The organism is Myxococcus sp. AM011, assembly GCF_013372595.1.
Classification (GTDB): Bacteria; Myxococcota; Myxococcia; order Myxococcales; family Myxococcaceae; genus Myxococcus; species Myxococcus eversor.
Genome location: NZ_JABXEM010000117.1, coordinates 1 through 16,117, shown reverse-complemented (window position 1 = coordinate 16,117; position 16,117 = coordinate 1). Strand labels below are relative to the sequence as shown.

Genomic DNA, 16,117 nt, shown 5'->3' with positions numbered 1-16,117 from the left:
TGCTCCAGGTCCCCACCGGGAAAGGACACGTCGTTACCATGCAAGAGCGTTTGGCGGGCACGTCGATGCGGGCCATGAGCCTGGGATTCGGTCTGGTCGCGGCCAGCATGTTGACGGCCCAGGTGGTGCTCTCGCGTTTGTTCGCGGGGACGATGACCTACTACTACGCCTTCATGCTCATCTCCCTGGCGATGCTGGGGTTGGCCTCGGGTGGGCTCCTGGCGCGGCTGGCCCATCGCTTCTTCACGCCCGAGCGGATGCTGCGCCACGTGGCGGTGCTGAGCCTGCTGGCGGGCATCTCCGGCTTCCTGGGCGTCCTGGGGATTCTCGCCCTGCTGCCGTACGTGAAGTTCGGAGGCGCCTTCCGCGTCTACGCGCAGGAGTTCTGGTCCCTGGCGGCCATCTTCTGGTGCGCCTTCCCGCTGTTCCTCTTCGGCGGGCTCGTCGTCTCGCTCGTCCTGTCGCACAACCGCGAGCGCTTCCACCGGCTCTACGCGGTCGACCTGGTGTTCGCCGCGCTGGGGTGCATCGTCGCGGTCTTCCTCCTGGATGTGAGCACGCCGGTGGAGGTCATGCTCGGCACGGTCTGCATCCTGCCGATGGTGGCGGCCATCCTGTTCGCGCTGGCGGGGGGGCTGCGCACCACCTCGCTCGTGTCGCTGGGGTTCACCCTGGCCTTCGTGCTGCTCGGGACGTTCCTCACGCAGGTCCCCTCCATCGCCAGGCCGCCGCACGTGAGCTGGCTGGGGGCGCCCACGGTGGTGTCGGAGTGGAACTCCATCTCCTCCGTCCGGGTGCACCCCACCCACTTCTTCACCTGGTCCCTGAGCGGGAACTACGCCGGGCGGAAGTTCCGGATGATGGACCTGCTCATCGACGGCCTCGGGGGGACGCAGATTGTCGAGTTCAATGGCAATCCCGAGGCGCTCTCCGCCTACACCTATCTCGACTACGACCTGACCGCGCTCGCGCACAAGCTGGTCCCCGCCGAGGGACGGCAGCTCATCATCGGCCCGGGCGGCGGCGTGGATATCCTCCAGGCCGTGCGCAAGGGGCGCAAGGACATCACCGCGGTGGAGATCAACCCGCTGGTGGCGAGGGTGGTGAATGAGGACCTCGCGAGCTTCTCCGGCCGGCCCTACCACCTGCCTGGGGTCGACCTGCACATCGAGAACGGGCGGACGTTCGTCAAGCGCTCCCGCGAGCTGTGGGACCTCATCACGCTCACCTGGGTGGACACCGGAGGGAGCGCGACGGCGTTGGCGTTCAGCGAGAACTACCTCTACACGGTCGAGGCCTACCAGGACTTCTTCCGGCACCTGACGCCCGATGGCTACATGGGCTTCCTGCGCGCGCTGGGCTCCAGCGAGGTGGTGCGCATCGACTCGATGCGGGGCCTCACGGTGGCGCGCGAGGCGCTGGAGAAGCTGGGCATCCAGGATGTGGGCAAGCACATGCTGGTCGCGGCCGTGGCGAGCCCCCATTTCTCGCGTCCCATGTGCTTCGTGCTGGTGAAGCGCTCGCCCATCACTCCCGCGGATGTGACGACCACGCGAGCACATCTCGATGCGATGGGATTCCAGGCGCTCTGGTTGCCGGACGGCTCGCTCGATGTGGCCTCCATCCCCAAGCCCTTCACGGGCTGGGGGCGGTTGATTCACGACATCATCACCACCCCGGACCCGGCGCGGTTGTGGGCGGAGGGTCCGTTGGACATCGCCCCCGCCACCGACAACAACCCGTTCTACTTCGTGGAGCGCGCGGGCCCCTCGCGGGCGGCCGGCATCGGTGTGGTGGAGTTGCGGCGCCTGGTCTTCATCCTGCTGGCGCTGGTGGTGCCCTTCCTGGTGCTGCCGCTCTTCCAGTTGGCCCGGCAGACCGAGCGGCTGGGCAGGTCGGGCTGGGCCTCGCTCGGCTACTTCTCGCTGTTGGGTGTGGCCTTCATGCTCGTGGAGATGGAGTTCTTCCACGTCTTCGCGCTCGTGCTGGGGAGCCCCACCATCACCTTCGCCACGGTGCTGGCCAGCATGCTGGTGGCCAGCGGAGTGGGGAGCCTGTTCGCGCAGCGGCTCGCCCGTGCGCGGCCGGTCATGATGGGTGGGCTCTTCCTCTTGCTCGCCGCGGGGCTGGGGGCGTTCCTGACCTTGAAGGGTCCGGTGCTGGAGGGCGTGGTGGGACTGCCGCTCTCCACGCGCATCCTCGTCACGGCGGTGCTCATCGCGCCGTTGTCGTTCCTGATGGGGATTCCCATGGCCCTGGGCATGTCGCTCATCAGCGCCCGGAAGGATTTGGTGCAGTGGGGGTGGGCGCTCAATGGCGCGTTCTCCGTACTGGCCAGTGCCGCCGCCATCTTCGTGGCCATCCATTTCGGAACGGCTGTCACCTTCGCTCTGGGCACCGCCTGCTATGTGGGCGCGGGCGTCCTGGTCTGGGTGATTCGTCGGACGCAGGTCCCCGAGGCCGAGAACAAGGCGCCGCCCGGCGATGACACGGGCATGGGGCAGCTCTCCGTTCAGGATGCGCCCAGGCCGGCGGCCCAGTCCCAGGCGTAGCGGGACGCCCGCGAAGACCTCATCCCTTGGCGACTCGTGGGTGGGTCATCACCGGCTAGTACCTGGCCTTCTTTCGAGGCTTCATCCCGGGATTCTTTTCGGGGTCGAGCGCGTCTGCCTTCCGCTTCAAGGAGCCGGGGACCGGGGCCTGGTAGGTGATTCTCAGGGTCGGGCACTTGAGGTGGAAGCCCGTGAGGGTCTCGATGCCATGCAACGCCTCGTTGCAGGTACGGCAGAGAATGAAATCCCGCCGGAAGGCCTTGAAGGCGAAGGGGTCCTTGCGTCGCAGGATTTCGACGATGACACCGTTGTGGTCACTGTAGGCATAGACCTTCTCGCCAATCTGGGTGAACTTGTCGGTGAGCCCGTGGAAGACAAACGCGGGTGAATAGTCTTCATCCGTCGTGTCGCCCCCCACGACCTTGTTGTCCTTGATCTTCGCGGCGACATGACGCGTACAGGCGATGTCGAAGTGCGTGTCGAACCCGCTGTTGGTTCCCGAGATGCTGCAGATGTCATGGCCTCCGAACTTCACGAGCTCCTGTTGCTGGCCGTGGATGCTGGACACCCAGTCGCCTCCCCCCAGTTCCCCTCGCAGGGAGTTCTGCACGAAGCCGGAGCTCTTTTGATTCGTGTCTCCAATCAGGAGGTCGAGCTCCTCCTGCCCTGTTGAACGACGCGCATTGTTCTTCAGGTACTCCACGACCTTCGTCTTGTTCGCACAGATGTTGTTGGGCGTGTGCACGAAGGCCACCAGCCAGCCCATGACCGTCAAGGTCATGCAGATGGCGTCTGCGTTCTTGTTGCTCTTGAGCGTCTTGTCGTAGCGATGGATCTTCAGGTCGAACGAGTTGAATTCGGTGTGTTCGTTCAGGAGCACCGTGAAGCGGTGGCGGGAGTCACCCGTGGGGTTCATGCCATAGACGACCTTGTAGCCATTGAAGATCTTCCCCTTCAGCTCCTTTCCATGGAGTTCCCCGAGCACGATGATGTCGGGCTGTCGGCAGGTGCCTTCATCCACCTCCGTTCGATTCATCGTGCTCTTGACGATGGTGTCGATGACACCTTCCAGGAACTCAAACAGCTTGTCCTCGTCCTTCGTCTTCTTGAAGCTCATCGAGAGTGACTTGGAAGAGGAGTCGTTGGCGAACTCCACTTCCATCTCCTCCTCGACGATCTTGTTCAGGGAGGGGTCGAAGACGGGAACGTGGAAGCCCACCTTCTTGCTGACCTTGTCGATGTCGTAGACCCTGTTGGCGTTCTTCTGGGCCCGGTGTTTGAAGGAGTTGCCGCTCAGGACGGAGTTCGCCGAGTTATCCGTGTTTCCGACGGACTCCAGTGATTGATAGACAATCAGCATGCGATGCTCCTTCGAGCGGGCTCCGAGGGTCTTGAGCTTCAGTATATCTTCGACGCTCCGCCGAAGTCGTCCAGGGCCGACCCTGCTCGTCTTTGGTGCATCGCCGCTCTACACTGCCTCCCTACTGGAGGCTGGATGCACCCGAAGAGACTTCACCGGTTCCCCTCGACGACGGTGTTCTCGCTGCTCGTCGGGGTCTCGCTCGCCTGCTCCGCGGGTTGCTCGGGCGATGACGCGTCAGGCGTGGACGTGCCCAACCCGCTGACCAACCCCAAGGACGGCCCACCCGCCGGCAATCCGAACGCGGAGGCCACGTGCACCGTACCCGCCGAGGCGGGTCTCGCCGATGTCTCCAGACCCACCACCGTCGTCGGGACGGGAACGCCGGCGAGCTGCACCAGCGCGGCCTTCATCGACGCCGTGGCCCGGGGCGGAGTCATCACCTTCGATTGCGGACCGGAGCCCGTGACGCTCACGCTCGACAGGACGGCCAAGGTCTTCAACGACAAGGGACCGGACATCGTCATCGACGGCAAGGGGTTGGTGACGCTCAGCGGGGCGGGCAGGCACCGCATCCTGTACATGAACACCTGCGACCAGAAGCAGGTGTGGACGACCTCCCACTGCGACAACCAGGACCATCCCCGGTTGACGCTCCAGAACCTCACGTTCGTGGATGCCAGTTCGAAGACGGAGTCGGAGTTCGACGGCGGCGGGGCGGTCTGGGTGCGCGGCGGGCGGGTGAAGGTCATCAACTCCCGCTTCTTCAACAACGCGTGCGCCGATGTCGGGCCTGACGTCGGTGGTGGCGCGCTTCGGGTGTTCAGCCAGTACAACAACCTGCCCGTCTTCGTGGTGAACACGACCTTCGGTGGCAAGGAGGGCTACGGCGGGGTCTGCTCCAACGGTGGCGGCATCAGCAGCATCGGCGTGTCGTGGACCCTCATCAACAGCCTCTTCTCCCACAACCGGGCCATCGGCAACGGCGCGAATCCCGCGGGTCCGGGCACCCCGGGCGGAGGCAGCGGCGGCGCCATCTACAACGACGGCAACAAGATGACGCTGTCACTCTGCGGCACGCGAATCGAACACAACGAAGTCAACGCCCATGGCAGCGCCATCTTCTTCGTCAGCAATGACCATTCGGGCGACATCCGCATCGACCGCTCGGTCATCCGGAACAACCGGGGTGGGTCCTGGTACGTGACGTACCCGCAGATCTCCAATCACACGGATACGCCCATCGCGGTCACCCACTCGACGATTGAGTGAGGGGCTTTCACTCGCACTCGCCGCCAGGTTTGTCCTGTCGTCGGAAAGCTGTCTATCCTGGCAAGGCAGCACAGACCTTCGAGCCAGGAGAATGACATGCGAGTGGCAATCATTGCCGGACTGATGGCGGTGGGGCTGATGGCGGGTTGTGGTGGCGCGGAGGGAGGGGAGGAGTTCGTCAGCCAGGAGGACCCGGGGCAGGTCGAGCAGGGCGTGACGCGCGCGGAGTGCATCAACGCCTGTGATGCGAAGTGGTACCAGTGCATCTACGGCGGTGGCGGCACTCCGCGGCCCACCTGTGACAGCTACAAGGCGTTCTGCATCTCCCAGTGTCCCCCGGCCTAGGGACGCGGCGGAGCCCAGATGGCGCTGTGGGCCTCCGGTGCGTCGGGGGACTCCTGCGCGGTGTAGAAGTAGGCCGCGATGGCCGCGCGCCCCCGCCCCTCGGGACACTCCAGTGGGGTGGGGTGGCCATGCCAGTGCGTGTCGCCATGGGCCATCACGACCAGGCGGTCCAGCCGCGGCGCGATTCGCGTCTCGCACCGGGAGAGGTCGGCGTTCCACAGCTCCAGGTCACCGCCCCAGGCGGACTCCCATCCGGGGTTCAGGTAGTAGAGGACGGTGAGCCGCCGTGAGAGCGCGCGGAAGCGGTCGCGGTTGAAGTCGGCGTGCAGCGCGAGGTGGCCTCCGCGCAACGTGAGGTGCAGCCCGGCGCCCCGGAAGTGTGGGTCCGCGATGAGCCCTTGCACGCCGGTGAGCGTCTCCAGGAAGTCGATGAACGACATGCTGGAGAACTCCGACAGCAGGTGCCGGAGCGCTCCAGGTACATCCTCGAACGCCTTGCGTTGAAGCTGTCCCAGGCGTGCCGCCTGTTCCTGGTGGTCGCGGCGCTTCCAGTGGGCGTCGGTGGCTCCCGGGAAGACTCCGGCCAGCCCGGACGCCAGCGGTTCCCCCAGGAAGCCATCGATGACGACGTGGGGATGAGGCCGTGCGGCGCCGTAGCTGTCGCGATGGGCGAGCGCGAGCGCTCGCAGCGCTGTCCGGCCGAGAAAGAAGCTGGGACCCCGCAGCGGGCCTTCTTCGAGGGTTGCGACGCTCACGGATGCTCCTCCACTACCACATGCCTCGAGCGCCGACGCGCCGCCCGCCAGCCGAGCAGGATTCGTGCTCCCCAGGCAAGGCTGCAAGCAGGCCCGTTCGCTGCACGCCGGAGCCCGTTGGCTGCTCCCGCTCGGACGGGGCCTGGGTTCGGGCGTAGGATCCACTGGCCGTGGAATCCACCTCTCCCGCCGCGAGTTCCGTCCTGTTGTCCTCCGCCGAGACGCTTCGGCCGGCTCCCTCCGCGTCCGCGTTGCCCCAGCTCGTGCGCGGCCTGCCGTGGTTGATGCTCATCTTCGCGGTGCCGGGCATCATCACCGCGAGCCACACGTGGTTCTACGCCCAGGCCAAGGACCCCACCTACCCCTTTGCCCGGGCGCTGGTGATGCAGGTGCCGCCCTGGCAGTACTGGGCGCTCGTCACGCCGCTCATCCTCGCGCTGGGCCGGCGCTTTCGTCTGGAGCGCGGCGTCTGGCACCGGAGTCTCGCGGTCCACCTGACCGCCCTCGCCGCGGTCATGGTTCCCTACTCGACGCTCATCTACTTCCTCTCCCGGGCCGTGGGAGAGAAGTTGATCAGCGACGGCACCCTGGGCCAGCTCCTGCCACTGCTGATGGCCAAGTACGTCGTCACGAGTCTGCTCGTCTACGGCGTCATCGTCGCCATCGGCTCCGCCGTCGAGTACCACCGCCGCTTCCGCGAGGGCGAGCTGGCCCAGTCCCAGCTCGAGACGCGCCTGGTCCACGCGCAGCTCGATGCCCTGCGTGCCCAGCTCCATCCGCACTTCCTCTTCAACACGCTCAACGCCATCTCCGTCCTCGTGCGCAAGCAGGACACCGCGGGCTCTATTCGCATGCTCACCGGTGTCAGCGAGCTGCTGCGCATGGCGCTCAACAGCACCGGCCGCCAGCTCGTCCCCTTCCACGAGGACCTCGACTTCCTGGAGCGCTACCTCGACATCGAGCAGACCCGCTTCCGGGACCGGCTCCAGGTGGCGCGCGATATCGACTCCGCCGCGCTTGGCGCGCTCGTGCCCAGCCTCATCCTCCAGCCGCTGGTGGAGAACGCCATCAAGCATGGCCTCGCAACCCGCTCCGGCGCCGGACGCGTGGAGCTGCGTGCCTCGCGAGAGGGGGCGCGGCTGGTGCTGGAGGTGCTCGACGACGGCCCCGGGCTCGTTCCTGGCTGGGACCGTCATGACGGCTGCATCGGCGTCGCCAACGTGCGCGCCCGCCTGAACCAGCTCTACGGCGCGGGCCACGTCTTCACGTTGGAGAACCGCGCCGGAGGCGGTGTGCGCGCCCGACTGGAGCTTCCCTTCCAGGCCGCTTCGGCGGAGGCGCACGCGACATGAACGCCGCCGTCGCCATCCGCACGCTCGTCGTGGATGACGAGCCCCTCGCGCGCGAGGGATTGCGCCTGCTGCTGGCCACGGACCCCGAGGTCAGCGTGGTGGGCGAGGCAGGCAACGGACCGGAGGCCGTGCGCCTCATCCGTGCGCAGCGGCCGGACCTGGTCCTGCTGGACGTCCAGATGCCGGAGCTCAACGGCTTCGAGGTGCTCTCCCACCTGGGCCCGGGCGAGGTGCCCGCGGTCATCTTCGTCACCGCGTATGACCGCTACGCCCTGCGCGCCTTCGACATCCACGCGCTCGACTACCTCCTCAAGCCCTTCCGGGATGACCGCTTCCACGACGCCATCGGCCGCGCCAAGGCTCAAATCCGGCTGGCGCGGATGTCCGACCTCAGCCATCGGTTGATGTCCGTGCTCTCCACCTACGGCGAGCGTGATGGCGCTCCCGCCCCGGCGCCCGCTCCCGCGCCGACCGAGAAGTGGGTGCGCCGGCTCGCCATCCGAGACTCGGGCCGCGTGGTGTTCCTCGACGTGGACGAAATCGAATACATCGAGGCGGCCGACTACTACGTGCAGATTCACGCGGGCGGAAAGGCCTACCTCCACCGCGAGACGATGCAGGGCCTGGAGGCGCGCCTGGACCCGGAGCGCTTCATGCGCATCCACCGCTCGGCCATCGTCAACTCGAGCCGCATCCGCGAGCTGCGCAGCGAGGGCCGCAGGGACCTCGTCGTGGTGCTCACCGGTGGCGCGGAGTTGCGCGTCGCTCGCAGCCACCGCGAGAAGTTCCAGCACCTGCGCTGAGCCGCGAGACACGCGGCACGGACTCTTGCCCGTTCGCCACGACTCCGTGACGTGCAATGGCGTCCCGGTGCGATGTCGCGCCCCTGGTGGTCCGTTCACCGCTCCTCGTCAGTGACCGGGATTCCGGCGATGTGGCGCCGCGCCCCGCATGGCCCGTTCGCCGCACGGTGGTGCCGGTTCGCCGCATGTCCGTCCCCACCGGCTGAACACTCCGCCCGCGCCGCGCTCGCGAGGGCACTGTGCCTCCCGTCACCCAGTCACCCACGGAGGCACTCCATGCCGCGCAGGTCTCTTGTTTCCTCGTTGCTCGCCCTCGGTCTGACGTTCGCCCCCGCCCTCGCCACCGCTGGCGAAGGTGCCGAGTGCACCCAGGGCAAGTTGTCGCTCCAGACGGTCATCGACAAACACCTCAAGGCCCTGGGCGGCAAGGAGCGGCTCAAGGCCGCGAAGTCCTACCAGTTCACCGTCGTCGCCACGGAAGGCGACACCGTCACCACCACCACCGTGCGACGGGCCCGCCCCAACCTCGTGCGCCACGACACCGTCACCAACGGCACCCAGGTCGCCAAGGTGTTCGACGGCAGCCAGCTCTGGATGGTGGAGGGCTCGGCCGCGCCTCGACGGGTGGAAGGGGAGAAGAACAAGGTGATGGCGGAGGGCGCGTTCTTCGACGACGCCCTGCTGGACCCGAAGGCCCGGGGTGTCGCGCTGGCGATGGACGGTGTGGAGGAGGTGAACGGCGCTCCCTCGTTCAAGCTCGTCCTCACCCGTGGCTCCACCACCGAGGTCCGCTTCATCGACCAGAAGTCCTTCCTGGAGGTGCGCCGCATCTACGCGGGAATCCACGAGGGCAAGCCGTACAACAAGGCCATCACCTACTCCGACTTCCGCACCGTGGATGGCATCACGGTGAGCCACCGCCTGAAGTGGGAGGGCGACGGCCAGCACGGTGAGAAGGTCGTCCAGGACGCCCGCTACGACGCGCCCATCGACGCCTCCATCTTCAAGCTGGCGCCCCCGCGCAGCTAGCCGCACCGCATGCCCGTGCTCCCGAGCGTGCCCTCCGCGCTCTCGGGAGTGCCAACCCCACCCGGGACGGGAGCGCGGCTTCGCGCGGTGGTTCCCGTCCTCCATCCACGTCTGGCGTATGGCAACCACTTCCGTCCTTCTCCTCGCGCTCGTCGCCGCGTCGGTTCAGTCCGAGTTCCCTCCCGTCGTCGTCCCACCCAGGGTGGAGGACGCGATGCTCGCCCCCGTCCCGGCCGCCGCGCAGCGGGTGACGACCTGGGATGAAGCGCTGGCCCTGGTGCGTGAGCGGTCCACGGACCTGCGCGGCGTGGAAGCAGGGGTGCGGCGCGCGAGTGGCCGGTGGCGCCAGGCGCTGTCGGCGCTGCTGCCCAACGCACGGGTCCAGGCCAGCGTGGCCCTGGACGTGCTCAACCCCGACACGCCCGCGGTGGTGAACCCGGGCCTGGGGACGGGCGCTGGCGCGAACGGGCGCACGCCCACGGTGCCGCTGGGCACCGTCACCGGGACGCTGACGCAGTCGGTGGTGGACCTGGGCGCGTGGAGAGGGCTGTCGTCCGCCAGGGCCTCGGAAGAGGGCGCGGTGGCGAGCCTCCAGGACGTCCGGCGTCGCCTCACGCTGGGACTGGCGCAGGCGCTGGTGGCCACCGTGGCCGCCGAGCGCGCCGCCGAAATCAACCGCGTGGGCCTGCGCCGGGCCCTGGAGAGCGCGGCCCTCACCCAGCGCACCTTCGAGCTGGGCGCGGGCACGCCGTTGGACGTGGTGCGCGTGAGTCAGGACGTGGCGGTGGCGCGCGGCGTGCTCATCGCGGGTGACGAACAACTGCGCCAGGCCCGCGAGGCGCTGGGGCTCTCGTTGGGCTTCGGCCACGCCGTGGGCGTGGACTCGACCTTCAACCTCCAGGGACTGGTGGAACGGACGCGCCAGGACTGCGCGCCGCTGGAGCGCCTGGACGCGCGGGCGGATCTGCTGGCGGCGCGTGCGCAGGTGGAGTCCGCGCGTGACAGCCGGCGTCAGGCGTCCGCGGGCTACCTGCCCACGCTGGGCATCTCCAGCACCCTCCTGGGGCTCACCACGGACCCGGGCTTCGGCCGGTTCGCCACCTGGAATGTCGCCGCCGTGCTGTCGGTGCCTCTCTGGGAGGGCGGCGGTCGCGAGGGCCTGGTCCGTGAGCGCACGGGCGTGGAGGAGCAGGCAGCGGCGGCGCTGGAGAGCGCGCACCGCGACGTGGTGCTGGAGGTGACCCAGGCGCGGCGCGGCGTGGAGGTCGCCGAGGCGCTGGTGAAGACGGCGGTCGAGTCGAGAGAGCTCGCGGAGCGGACCGACAAGCTCACGCGTCGTGCTTTTGAAGTGGGCCGTGGCAGCAGCCTCGAGCTGGTGCAGAGCGGAGCGGCCCTTCGCCAGGCGGAGCTGAACCTGGTGCTGCGTGAATTCGAGCGAGTCCAGGCACGCCTGGCCGCATTCCTGACGGAGGCCCGGTGCGACTGGTGAAGTGGGTGCGTCCCCTCGAGGCGCTGAAGAAGTCGGTGTGGCGTGTGGCAGTGGTTGCGACGGTGGCGGGTTGTTCGGGGCAGAAGGCCGCCCCGGCGGCGGCTCCTCCTCGCGAGGTGGAGGTGGTGGTGCTGGCTCCCCAGGAAGTGCGGGACACCAGCGAGTACCTCGGCTCACTGTTGTCACGGCGAAGCGTCACGGTGCTGCCACAGGTGGCGGGCTCCGTGCGCCGCATCCCCGTGCGTCCCGGACAGCAGGTGGAGGAGGGCGCGCCGCTGGTGGAGGTGGACGCGAGAGAGGAGTCGGCCGCGCTCGACAGCGCCCAGGCCCAGCTCAGCTCGTCACAAGTGAACCTGGAGCTGTCGCGCCGCACGCTGGCCCGCACGCAGGCGCTTCATGGAGAGGGCCTCGCGAGTGAGCAGGAGTTGGAGGGTGCCCGCGCCCAGGTGCAGGCCGCCGAGGCCGCCGCGCGCTCCTCCGCCGCGCAGGTGACGCAGCGCCAGGTCCAGCTCCAGCTCAACGTGGTGCGTGCCCCCTTCGCTGGCACCGTGGGTGACGTGCTGGTGCGGGTGGGCGACTTCGTCGGTGCCTCCACGGAGCTGACCAGCGTGGCCCAGGCGGATGTCCTGGAGGTGAGCGTCTCGGTGCCGTCGTTCCGCGCGCGCTCGATGAAGCCCGACACGGTGCTGGAGGTCCTCGACGCCCAGGGCAGGGTGGAGCTCACCAGCACCGTCTTCTTCATCGCGCCCCAGGCCGACCCTCGCACCCAGTTGGTGGAAGTGAAGGCCGCCTTCCGCAACACCGTGGGCCTGCGTCCCAGTGAGCTGGTGCGCACGCGCATCGTCTACTCCCAGCGTGATGCCCTGCAGGTTCCGGCGCTCGCGGTGGTGCGCCAGAGCGGCCAGCCCTTCGCGCTGGTGGTGCACGAGGAGGGTGGCAGGGCGGTGGTGGCTCGCCGCCCCATCACCCTGGGGCCGCTGGGGGACAGGACCTATGTCGTGGAGGGAGGCCTCAAGGCGGGAGACCGCGTGGCCGTCTCAGCCATCCAGGCCCTGCGAGACGGCATGCCCGTGACGTTGAAGGCCGCCGCGTCCTCGCCCCGCGCGGAGGCCGCGCGGAACACCCCTCACGAGAGCCCGCGCTGAGCGCAGGGGACCCAAGCGCACCATGTTCATCGACTTCTTCATCCGCAGGCCCGTCTTCGCCATCGTCTGCTCCATCCTGTTGACGCTGGTGGGGGCCATCGCCATCCCCACGCTGCCCATCGCCCAATACCCGGACCTGGCTCCACCGCAGGTGACGGTGACGGCCAACTACGTGGGCGCCAGCGCCGAGGTCGTGGAGAGCGCCGTCACGATACCCCTGGAGCAGGAGCTCAACGGCGTGGAGGGCATGCGCTACATCACCTCCACCAGCAGCAACGATGGCTCCAGTCAAATCATCATCACCTTCGAGTCCACCCGCGACATCGAAGTGGCCGCCGTCGACGTGCAGAACCGGGTGAGCCGCGCGGCCGCGCGCCTGCCCTCGCAGGTGAACCAGACGGGCATCGTCGTCAACAAGGCCTCCAGCCAGATTCTGTTGTCCGTGGCGCTCTTCAGCCCGGACGACCGTTACGACGTGAGGTTCCTCAGCAACTACGCCGACGTGAATCTCAAGGACGCCATCAAGCGCGTGAAGGGCGTCGGTGAGGTCCGCATCTTCGGTGAGCGAAAGTTCTCCATGCGCCTGTGGTTGGACCCCACGGAGCTGGCGCGGCGCAAGCTCACCCCGCAGGACGTGACGCGTGCGTTGCAGGAGCAGAACCTCCAGGTGGCCGCGGGCCAGGTGGGCCAGCCGCCCTCCGCGGCGAACCAGCCCTACCAGCTCGCGGTGCGCGCCCGGGGACGCCTGGTGGAGCCGGAGGAGTTCGGTGACATCGTCCTGATGCGCCAGCATGACGGCAGGAGCGTGCGGGTGAAGGACGTGGGCCGCGTGGAGATGGGCGCGGAGAACTACAGCACGCTCTTGCGCTTCGACGGGAAGCAGGCCGTGGGCATCGTCACCTTCCAGCTCCCCACCGCCAATGCGTTGGACGTGCGTGACGCCGTCTTCAAGGAGCTGGAGCGACTGTCCGCGCAGTTCCCCCCGGGCATGACGTACCGGACGGGCACGGACACCACGCTCGCGGTGCGCGCCACCGTCCACGAGGTGCTCCGGACGCTGGTGGAGGCGATTGTCCTCGTCATCCTGGTCATCTTCCTGTTCCTGCACGGCTGGCGCAGCGTGCTCATCACCGCCCTCACGCTTCCCGTCTCGCTGGTGGGCACCTTCGCCTTCGTGCGGTTGATGGACTTCTCCATCAACACCCTCACCCTGTTTGGCCTCACCCTGGCCACGGGCCTCGTCGTCGACGATGCCATCGTGGTCATCGAGAACATCGAGCGACTCATGGTGGAGCGGAAGCTGTCGGCGGAGGAGGCCGCTCGCGAGGGAATGAAAGAGGTGTTTGGCGCGGTCATCGCCATCTCCATCGTCCTGGTGGCGGTGTTCGTCCCGGTGGCGCTCTTTCCTGGCACCACCGGCGCCATCTACCGGCAGTTCGCGCTGACCATCGCCGCGTCGGTGGCGCTCTCCACCTTCTGCGCCTGCACCCTCACGCCCGCCTTGAGCGCGCGGCTGCTCGTGCATCACTCGGGCGAGAAGTGGGTGCTCTTCCGCAAGGTGGACCAGGTGCTCGACGGAATTCGCGTCGTGTATGGCCGGAGCCTGCGCGGGTTGCTCAAGCGCCCGGTCATCCTCCTGGTGGCGTTCTTCCTGTGCATCGGCGCCACGCTGGCGCTGGTCCGGGCCACGCCCAAGGGCTTCATCCCCGACGAGGACCAGGGCTACCTGCTCGTCTCCGTGCAGGGACCGGAGGGGACGTCGCTGGCCGAGACGGAGAAGGTGATGGAGCAGGTGGAGGAGGTGCTGAGGGCGCAGCCGGAGGTGCGCGCCATCTTCGCCAACGGCGGATTCTCCTCCCATGGCACGGGCCCCAACATGGCCAACATCTTCGTCCCGCTGAAGTCGTGGGATGAGCGCCCGGGGAAGGACCAGTCGGTGGCCGCATTGGTGGAGCGGCTGCGCGAGCCCTTCGGGCGCATCGAGGGTGCGCGGGTGATGCCCTTTCAGCCTCCGGCCATCCGGGGAGTGGGCAGCGTCGGCGGCTTCCAGTTCATGGTCGAGGACGTCGCCGGTACCGCCTCGCTGGACCAGCTCGCCACCACGGTCCAGGAGCTGATGACCCGGGGCAACGAGGAGGGCCAGCTGCGCGGCGTCTTCACGGGCTTCAACGCGGACACGCCGCTGTTGGACGTGGAGGTGGACCGGCAGAAGGCCAAGGCGCTGGGGGTCCCCATCGAGCAGATCTTCAGCACGATGCAGGTCTACATGGGCAGCCAGTACGTCAACGACTTCAACTACGCGAACCGCGCGTACCGCGTCTATGTCCAGGCCGAGCAACAGTTCCGCGACAGCCCGAGCGACATCGGCGCCTTCTACGTGCGCAGCGACAGCGGGGACATGATTCCGTTGGAGTCGCTGGTGAAGGTGGAGCCCATGGTCTCCGCGCAGGGCATCCGGCACTACAACCTCTTTCGCGCGGTGGAGCTGAGCGGCCAGCCGGCGCCGGGCGTGTCCTCCGGTCAGGCCATGGACGCGATGGAGGCGCTCGCCGCGCAAGTCCTGCCGCAGGGAATGAGCGCGGAGTGGACGGGCATCAGCCTGGAGCAGCGGCAGAGCGGTGGAGAGACGCTGGCCATGTTCGGCCTGGGGCTCTTGTTCGTGTTCCTGGTGCTCGCGGCGCAGTACGAGAGCTTCAGCCTGCCGTTCGTCATCATCCTCTCCGTGCCCCTGGCCATCCTGGGCGCCCTGGGCCTGCAGTGGATGCGGGGGTTCGCCAACGACGTGTTCTGTCAGCTGGGGCTCGTCATGCTGGTGGGCCTGGCGAGCAAGAACGCCATCCTCATCGTCGAGTTCGCGGAGCAGCTGCGAAAGGGCGGCAAGAGCGCCGTCGACGCGGTGGTGGAGGCGGCGGAGGTCCGCCTGCGTCCCATCCTCATGACGTCGCTGGCCTTCCTGCTGGGCGTGGTGCCGCTGATGACCGCCCAGGGCGCGGGCGCCGCCTCGCGCAACTCGCTGGGGACGGCCGTGTTCGGCGGCATGCTCGTGTCCACGGTGGTGAACTTCGCCTTCATCCCTGGCCTGTATGTGCTGATGCAGAAGCTGCGCGGCGATGCGCGGCGTCCTGTCGGCGAGGCGGGTGTCAGGCCTCGAAGCGAGGAGCGGCTGGTCGAAGGCCAGGGCTGACCCGCCACGGACGCCAGCCATCGCGCGTCGCGCGCAACACCGTGCGCGCCCTGGTTGGCGGATGCTTGCTGGCATATCCTCCCGCGATGGTCTGGCCGTGGTCTCGTTCGAAGCGGATTCTGGGGAAGGCGCAGGAGGCGGAGCTGGTGGACGCCATCCGCCGCGCCGAGTCTGGCAACCGGGGAGAGGTGCGCATCCACCTGGAGTACACCTGCGAGGGCGGCAATGCCTTGTCCCGCGCCAGGCTCCTCTTCGCGCGGTTGGGCATGCGTCGCACCGCGAAGGACACGGGCGTCCTGCTCTACGTGGCCGTGAAGGACCGACAGGCGGCTGTCTACGCGGGCCGGGGTGTCCATGGCGCGGCGCTGCCGGGCTTCTGGCAGGAAGTGGTGGACCTGGTGGCCAAGGGCTTCCGTGAGGACGCGGCCGTCCCCGGACTGGTGTCGGCGGTGGAGCGCATTGGCGAGTTGCTGCGCACGGCGGCCCCGGGGCTCGATGTCGCGGGGAACGAGCTGCCGGACCAGGTGAGCCAGTCATGAGCACGTCGCAGCGCACCCAGGGCGCGCCGCCGACACACGTGGCCTATGACGACGTCAACGAGCTCATCGCCACCGCCACGCGGCTGATGCAGAAGGACGCGGCGCCGGAGACGCTCACGGCGGAGGACTTGCGGCGCATTGGCGCGGAGCTGGACATCCCCGCGCGCTACGTGGACCAGGCGTTGGAGGCCCTGGCACTTCGCCGCGAGGAGCAGGTCCAGGCGGCCCGCGCCCGCGAGGAGCGCTCACGCCTTCGGTCGGTGAAGCTGCGTCAGGGGGCCTGGGTGGGGGC

General features: G+C 68.1%; 13 protein-coding genes. 11 read left to right on the top strand and 2 right to left on the bottom strand.

All coding sequences use genetic code 11. The features are described 5' to 3' along the window. Nucleotides 1–38 precede the first annotated feature (38 nt). On the top strand, nt 39–2,552 hold the full coding sequence (locus HUW62_RS23755) for a hypothetical protein (RefSeq protein WP_176435706.1): 2,514 nt from the start codon (nt 39–41) through the stop codon (nt 2,550–2,552). A gap of 55 nt (nt 2,553–2,607) precedes the next feature. Here HUW62_RS23755 and HUW62_RS23750 read toward each other — a convergent pair whose 3' ends face one another. Then, nucleotides 2,608–3,912, bottom strand: coding sequence for a hypothetical protein (locus tag HUW62_RS23750; RefSeq protein WP_176435705.1), 1,305 nt, complete (start codon nt 3,910–3,912; stop codon nt 2,608–2,610). Between the two features lie 135 nt (nt 3,913–4,047). On the opposite strand from HUW62_RS23750, the gene HUW62_RS23745 reads away from it, so the two are divergent. Then, a complete protein-coding gene (locus HUW62_RS23745) occupies nt 4,048–5,184 on the top strand; it encodes a hypothetical protein (protein ID WP_176435704.1) in 1,137 nt (378 codons plus the stop codon). 96 nt (nt 5,185–5,280) lie between these two features. Continuing rightward, nucleotides 5,281–5,529, top strand: coding sequence for a hypothetical protein (locus tag HUW62_RS23740; protein WP_176435703.1), 249 nt, complete (start codon nt 5,281–5,283; stop codon nt 5,527–5,529). On the opposite strand, the gene HUW62_RS23735 is transcribed toward HUW62_RS23740, so the two are convergent. After that, a complete protein-coding gene (locus HUW62_RS23735) occupies nt 5,526–6,284 on the bottom strand; it encodes a 2OG-Fe(II) oxygenase (protein ID WP_163868775.1) in 759 nt (252 codons plus the stop codon). The two genes, HUW62_RS23740 and HUW62_RS23735, sit on opposite strands and share 4 nt — an antisense overlap. A gap of 170 nt (nt 6,285–6,454) precedes the next feature. Between HUW62_RS23735 and HUW62_RS50060 the strand changes: the two genes are divergently transcribed. From HUW62_RS50060 to HUW62_RS23695, 8 genes are all read left to right on the top strand, one after another. Further along, nucleotides 6,455–7,636 (top strand): histidine kinase, encoded by a 1,182-nt coding sequence (locus HUW62_RS50060; protein WP_176435702.1) that lies wholly within the window; start codon nt 6,455–6,457, stop codon nt 7,634–7,636. Next, nucleotides 7,633–8,439 carry a LytTR family DNA-binding domain-containing protein gene (locus tag HUW62_RS23725; RefSeq protein ID WP_163868773.1) on the top strand — a complete coding sequence of 269 codons (807 nt, stop codon included), beginning with the start codon at nt 7,633–7,635 and terminating at the stop codon, nt 8,437–8,439. Before HUW62_RS50060 ends, HUW62_RS23725 begins: the two co-directional genes overlap by 4 nt. A gap of 276 nt (nt 8,440–8,715) precedes the next feature. Beyond that, on the top strand, nt 8,716–9,468 hold the full coding sequence (locus tag HUW62_RS23720) for a hypothetical protein (RefSeq protein WP_176435701.1): 753 nt from the start codon (nt 8,716–8,718) through the stop codon (nt 9,466–9,468). Nucleotides 9,469–9,586: 118 nt separating this feature from the next. Beyond that, nucleotides 9,587–10,957 (top strand): TolC family protein, encoded by a 1,371-nt coding sequence (locus HUW62_RS23715; RefSeq protein WP_176435700.1) that lies wholly within the window; start codon nt 9,587–9,589, stop codon nt 10,955–10,957. Beyond that, nucleotides 10,945–12,102, top strand: coding sequence for an efflux RND transporter periplasmic adaptor subunit (locus HUW62_RS23710; RefSeq protein ID WP_176435699.1), 1,158 nt, complete (start codon nt 10,945–10,947; stop codon nt 12,100–12,102). Before HUW62_RS23715 ends, HUW62_RS23710 begins: the two co-directional genes overlap by 13 nt. Nucleotides 12,103–12,124: 22 nt before the next feature. After that, the gene (locus tag HUW62_RS23705; RefSeq protein ID WP_176435698.1) at nt 12,125–15,286 is read left to right on the top strand and encodes an efflux RND transporter permease subunit; all 3,162 of its coding nucleotides are present in this window, start codon (nt 12,125–12,127) and stop codon (nt 15,284–15,286) included. A gap of 65 nt (nt 15,287–15,351) precedes the next feature. Next, a complete protein-coding gene (locus tag HUW62_RS23700; RefSeq protein WP_176435697.1) occupies nt 15,352–15,825 on the top strand; it encodes a TPM domain-containing protein in 474 nt (157 codons plus the stop codon). Further along, nucleotides 15,822–16,117 (top strand): hypothetical protein (locus HUW62_RS23695; protein ID WP_176435696.1); only part of this gene is annotated, 296 nt, incomplete at its 3' end. The genes HUW62_RS23700 and HUW62_RS23695, both read left to right, overlap by 4 nt.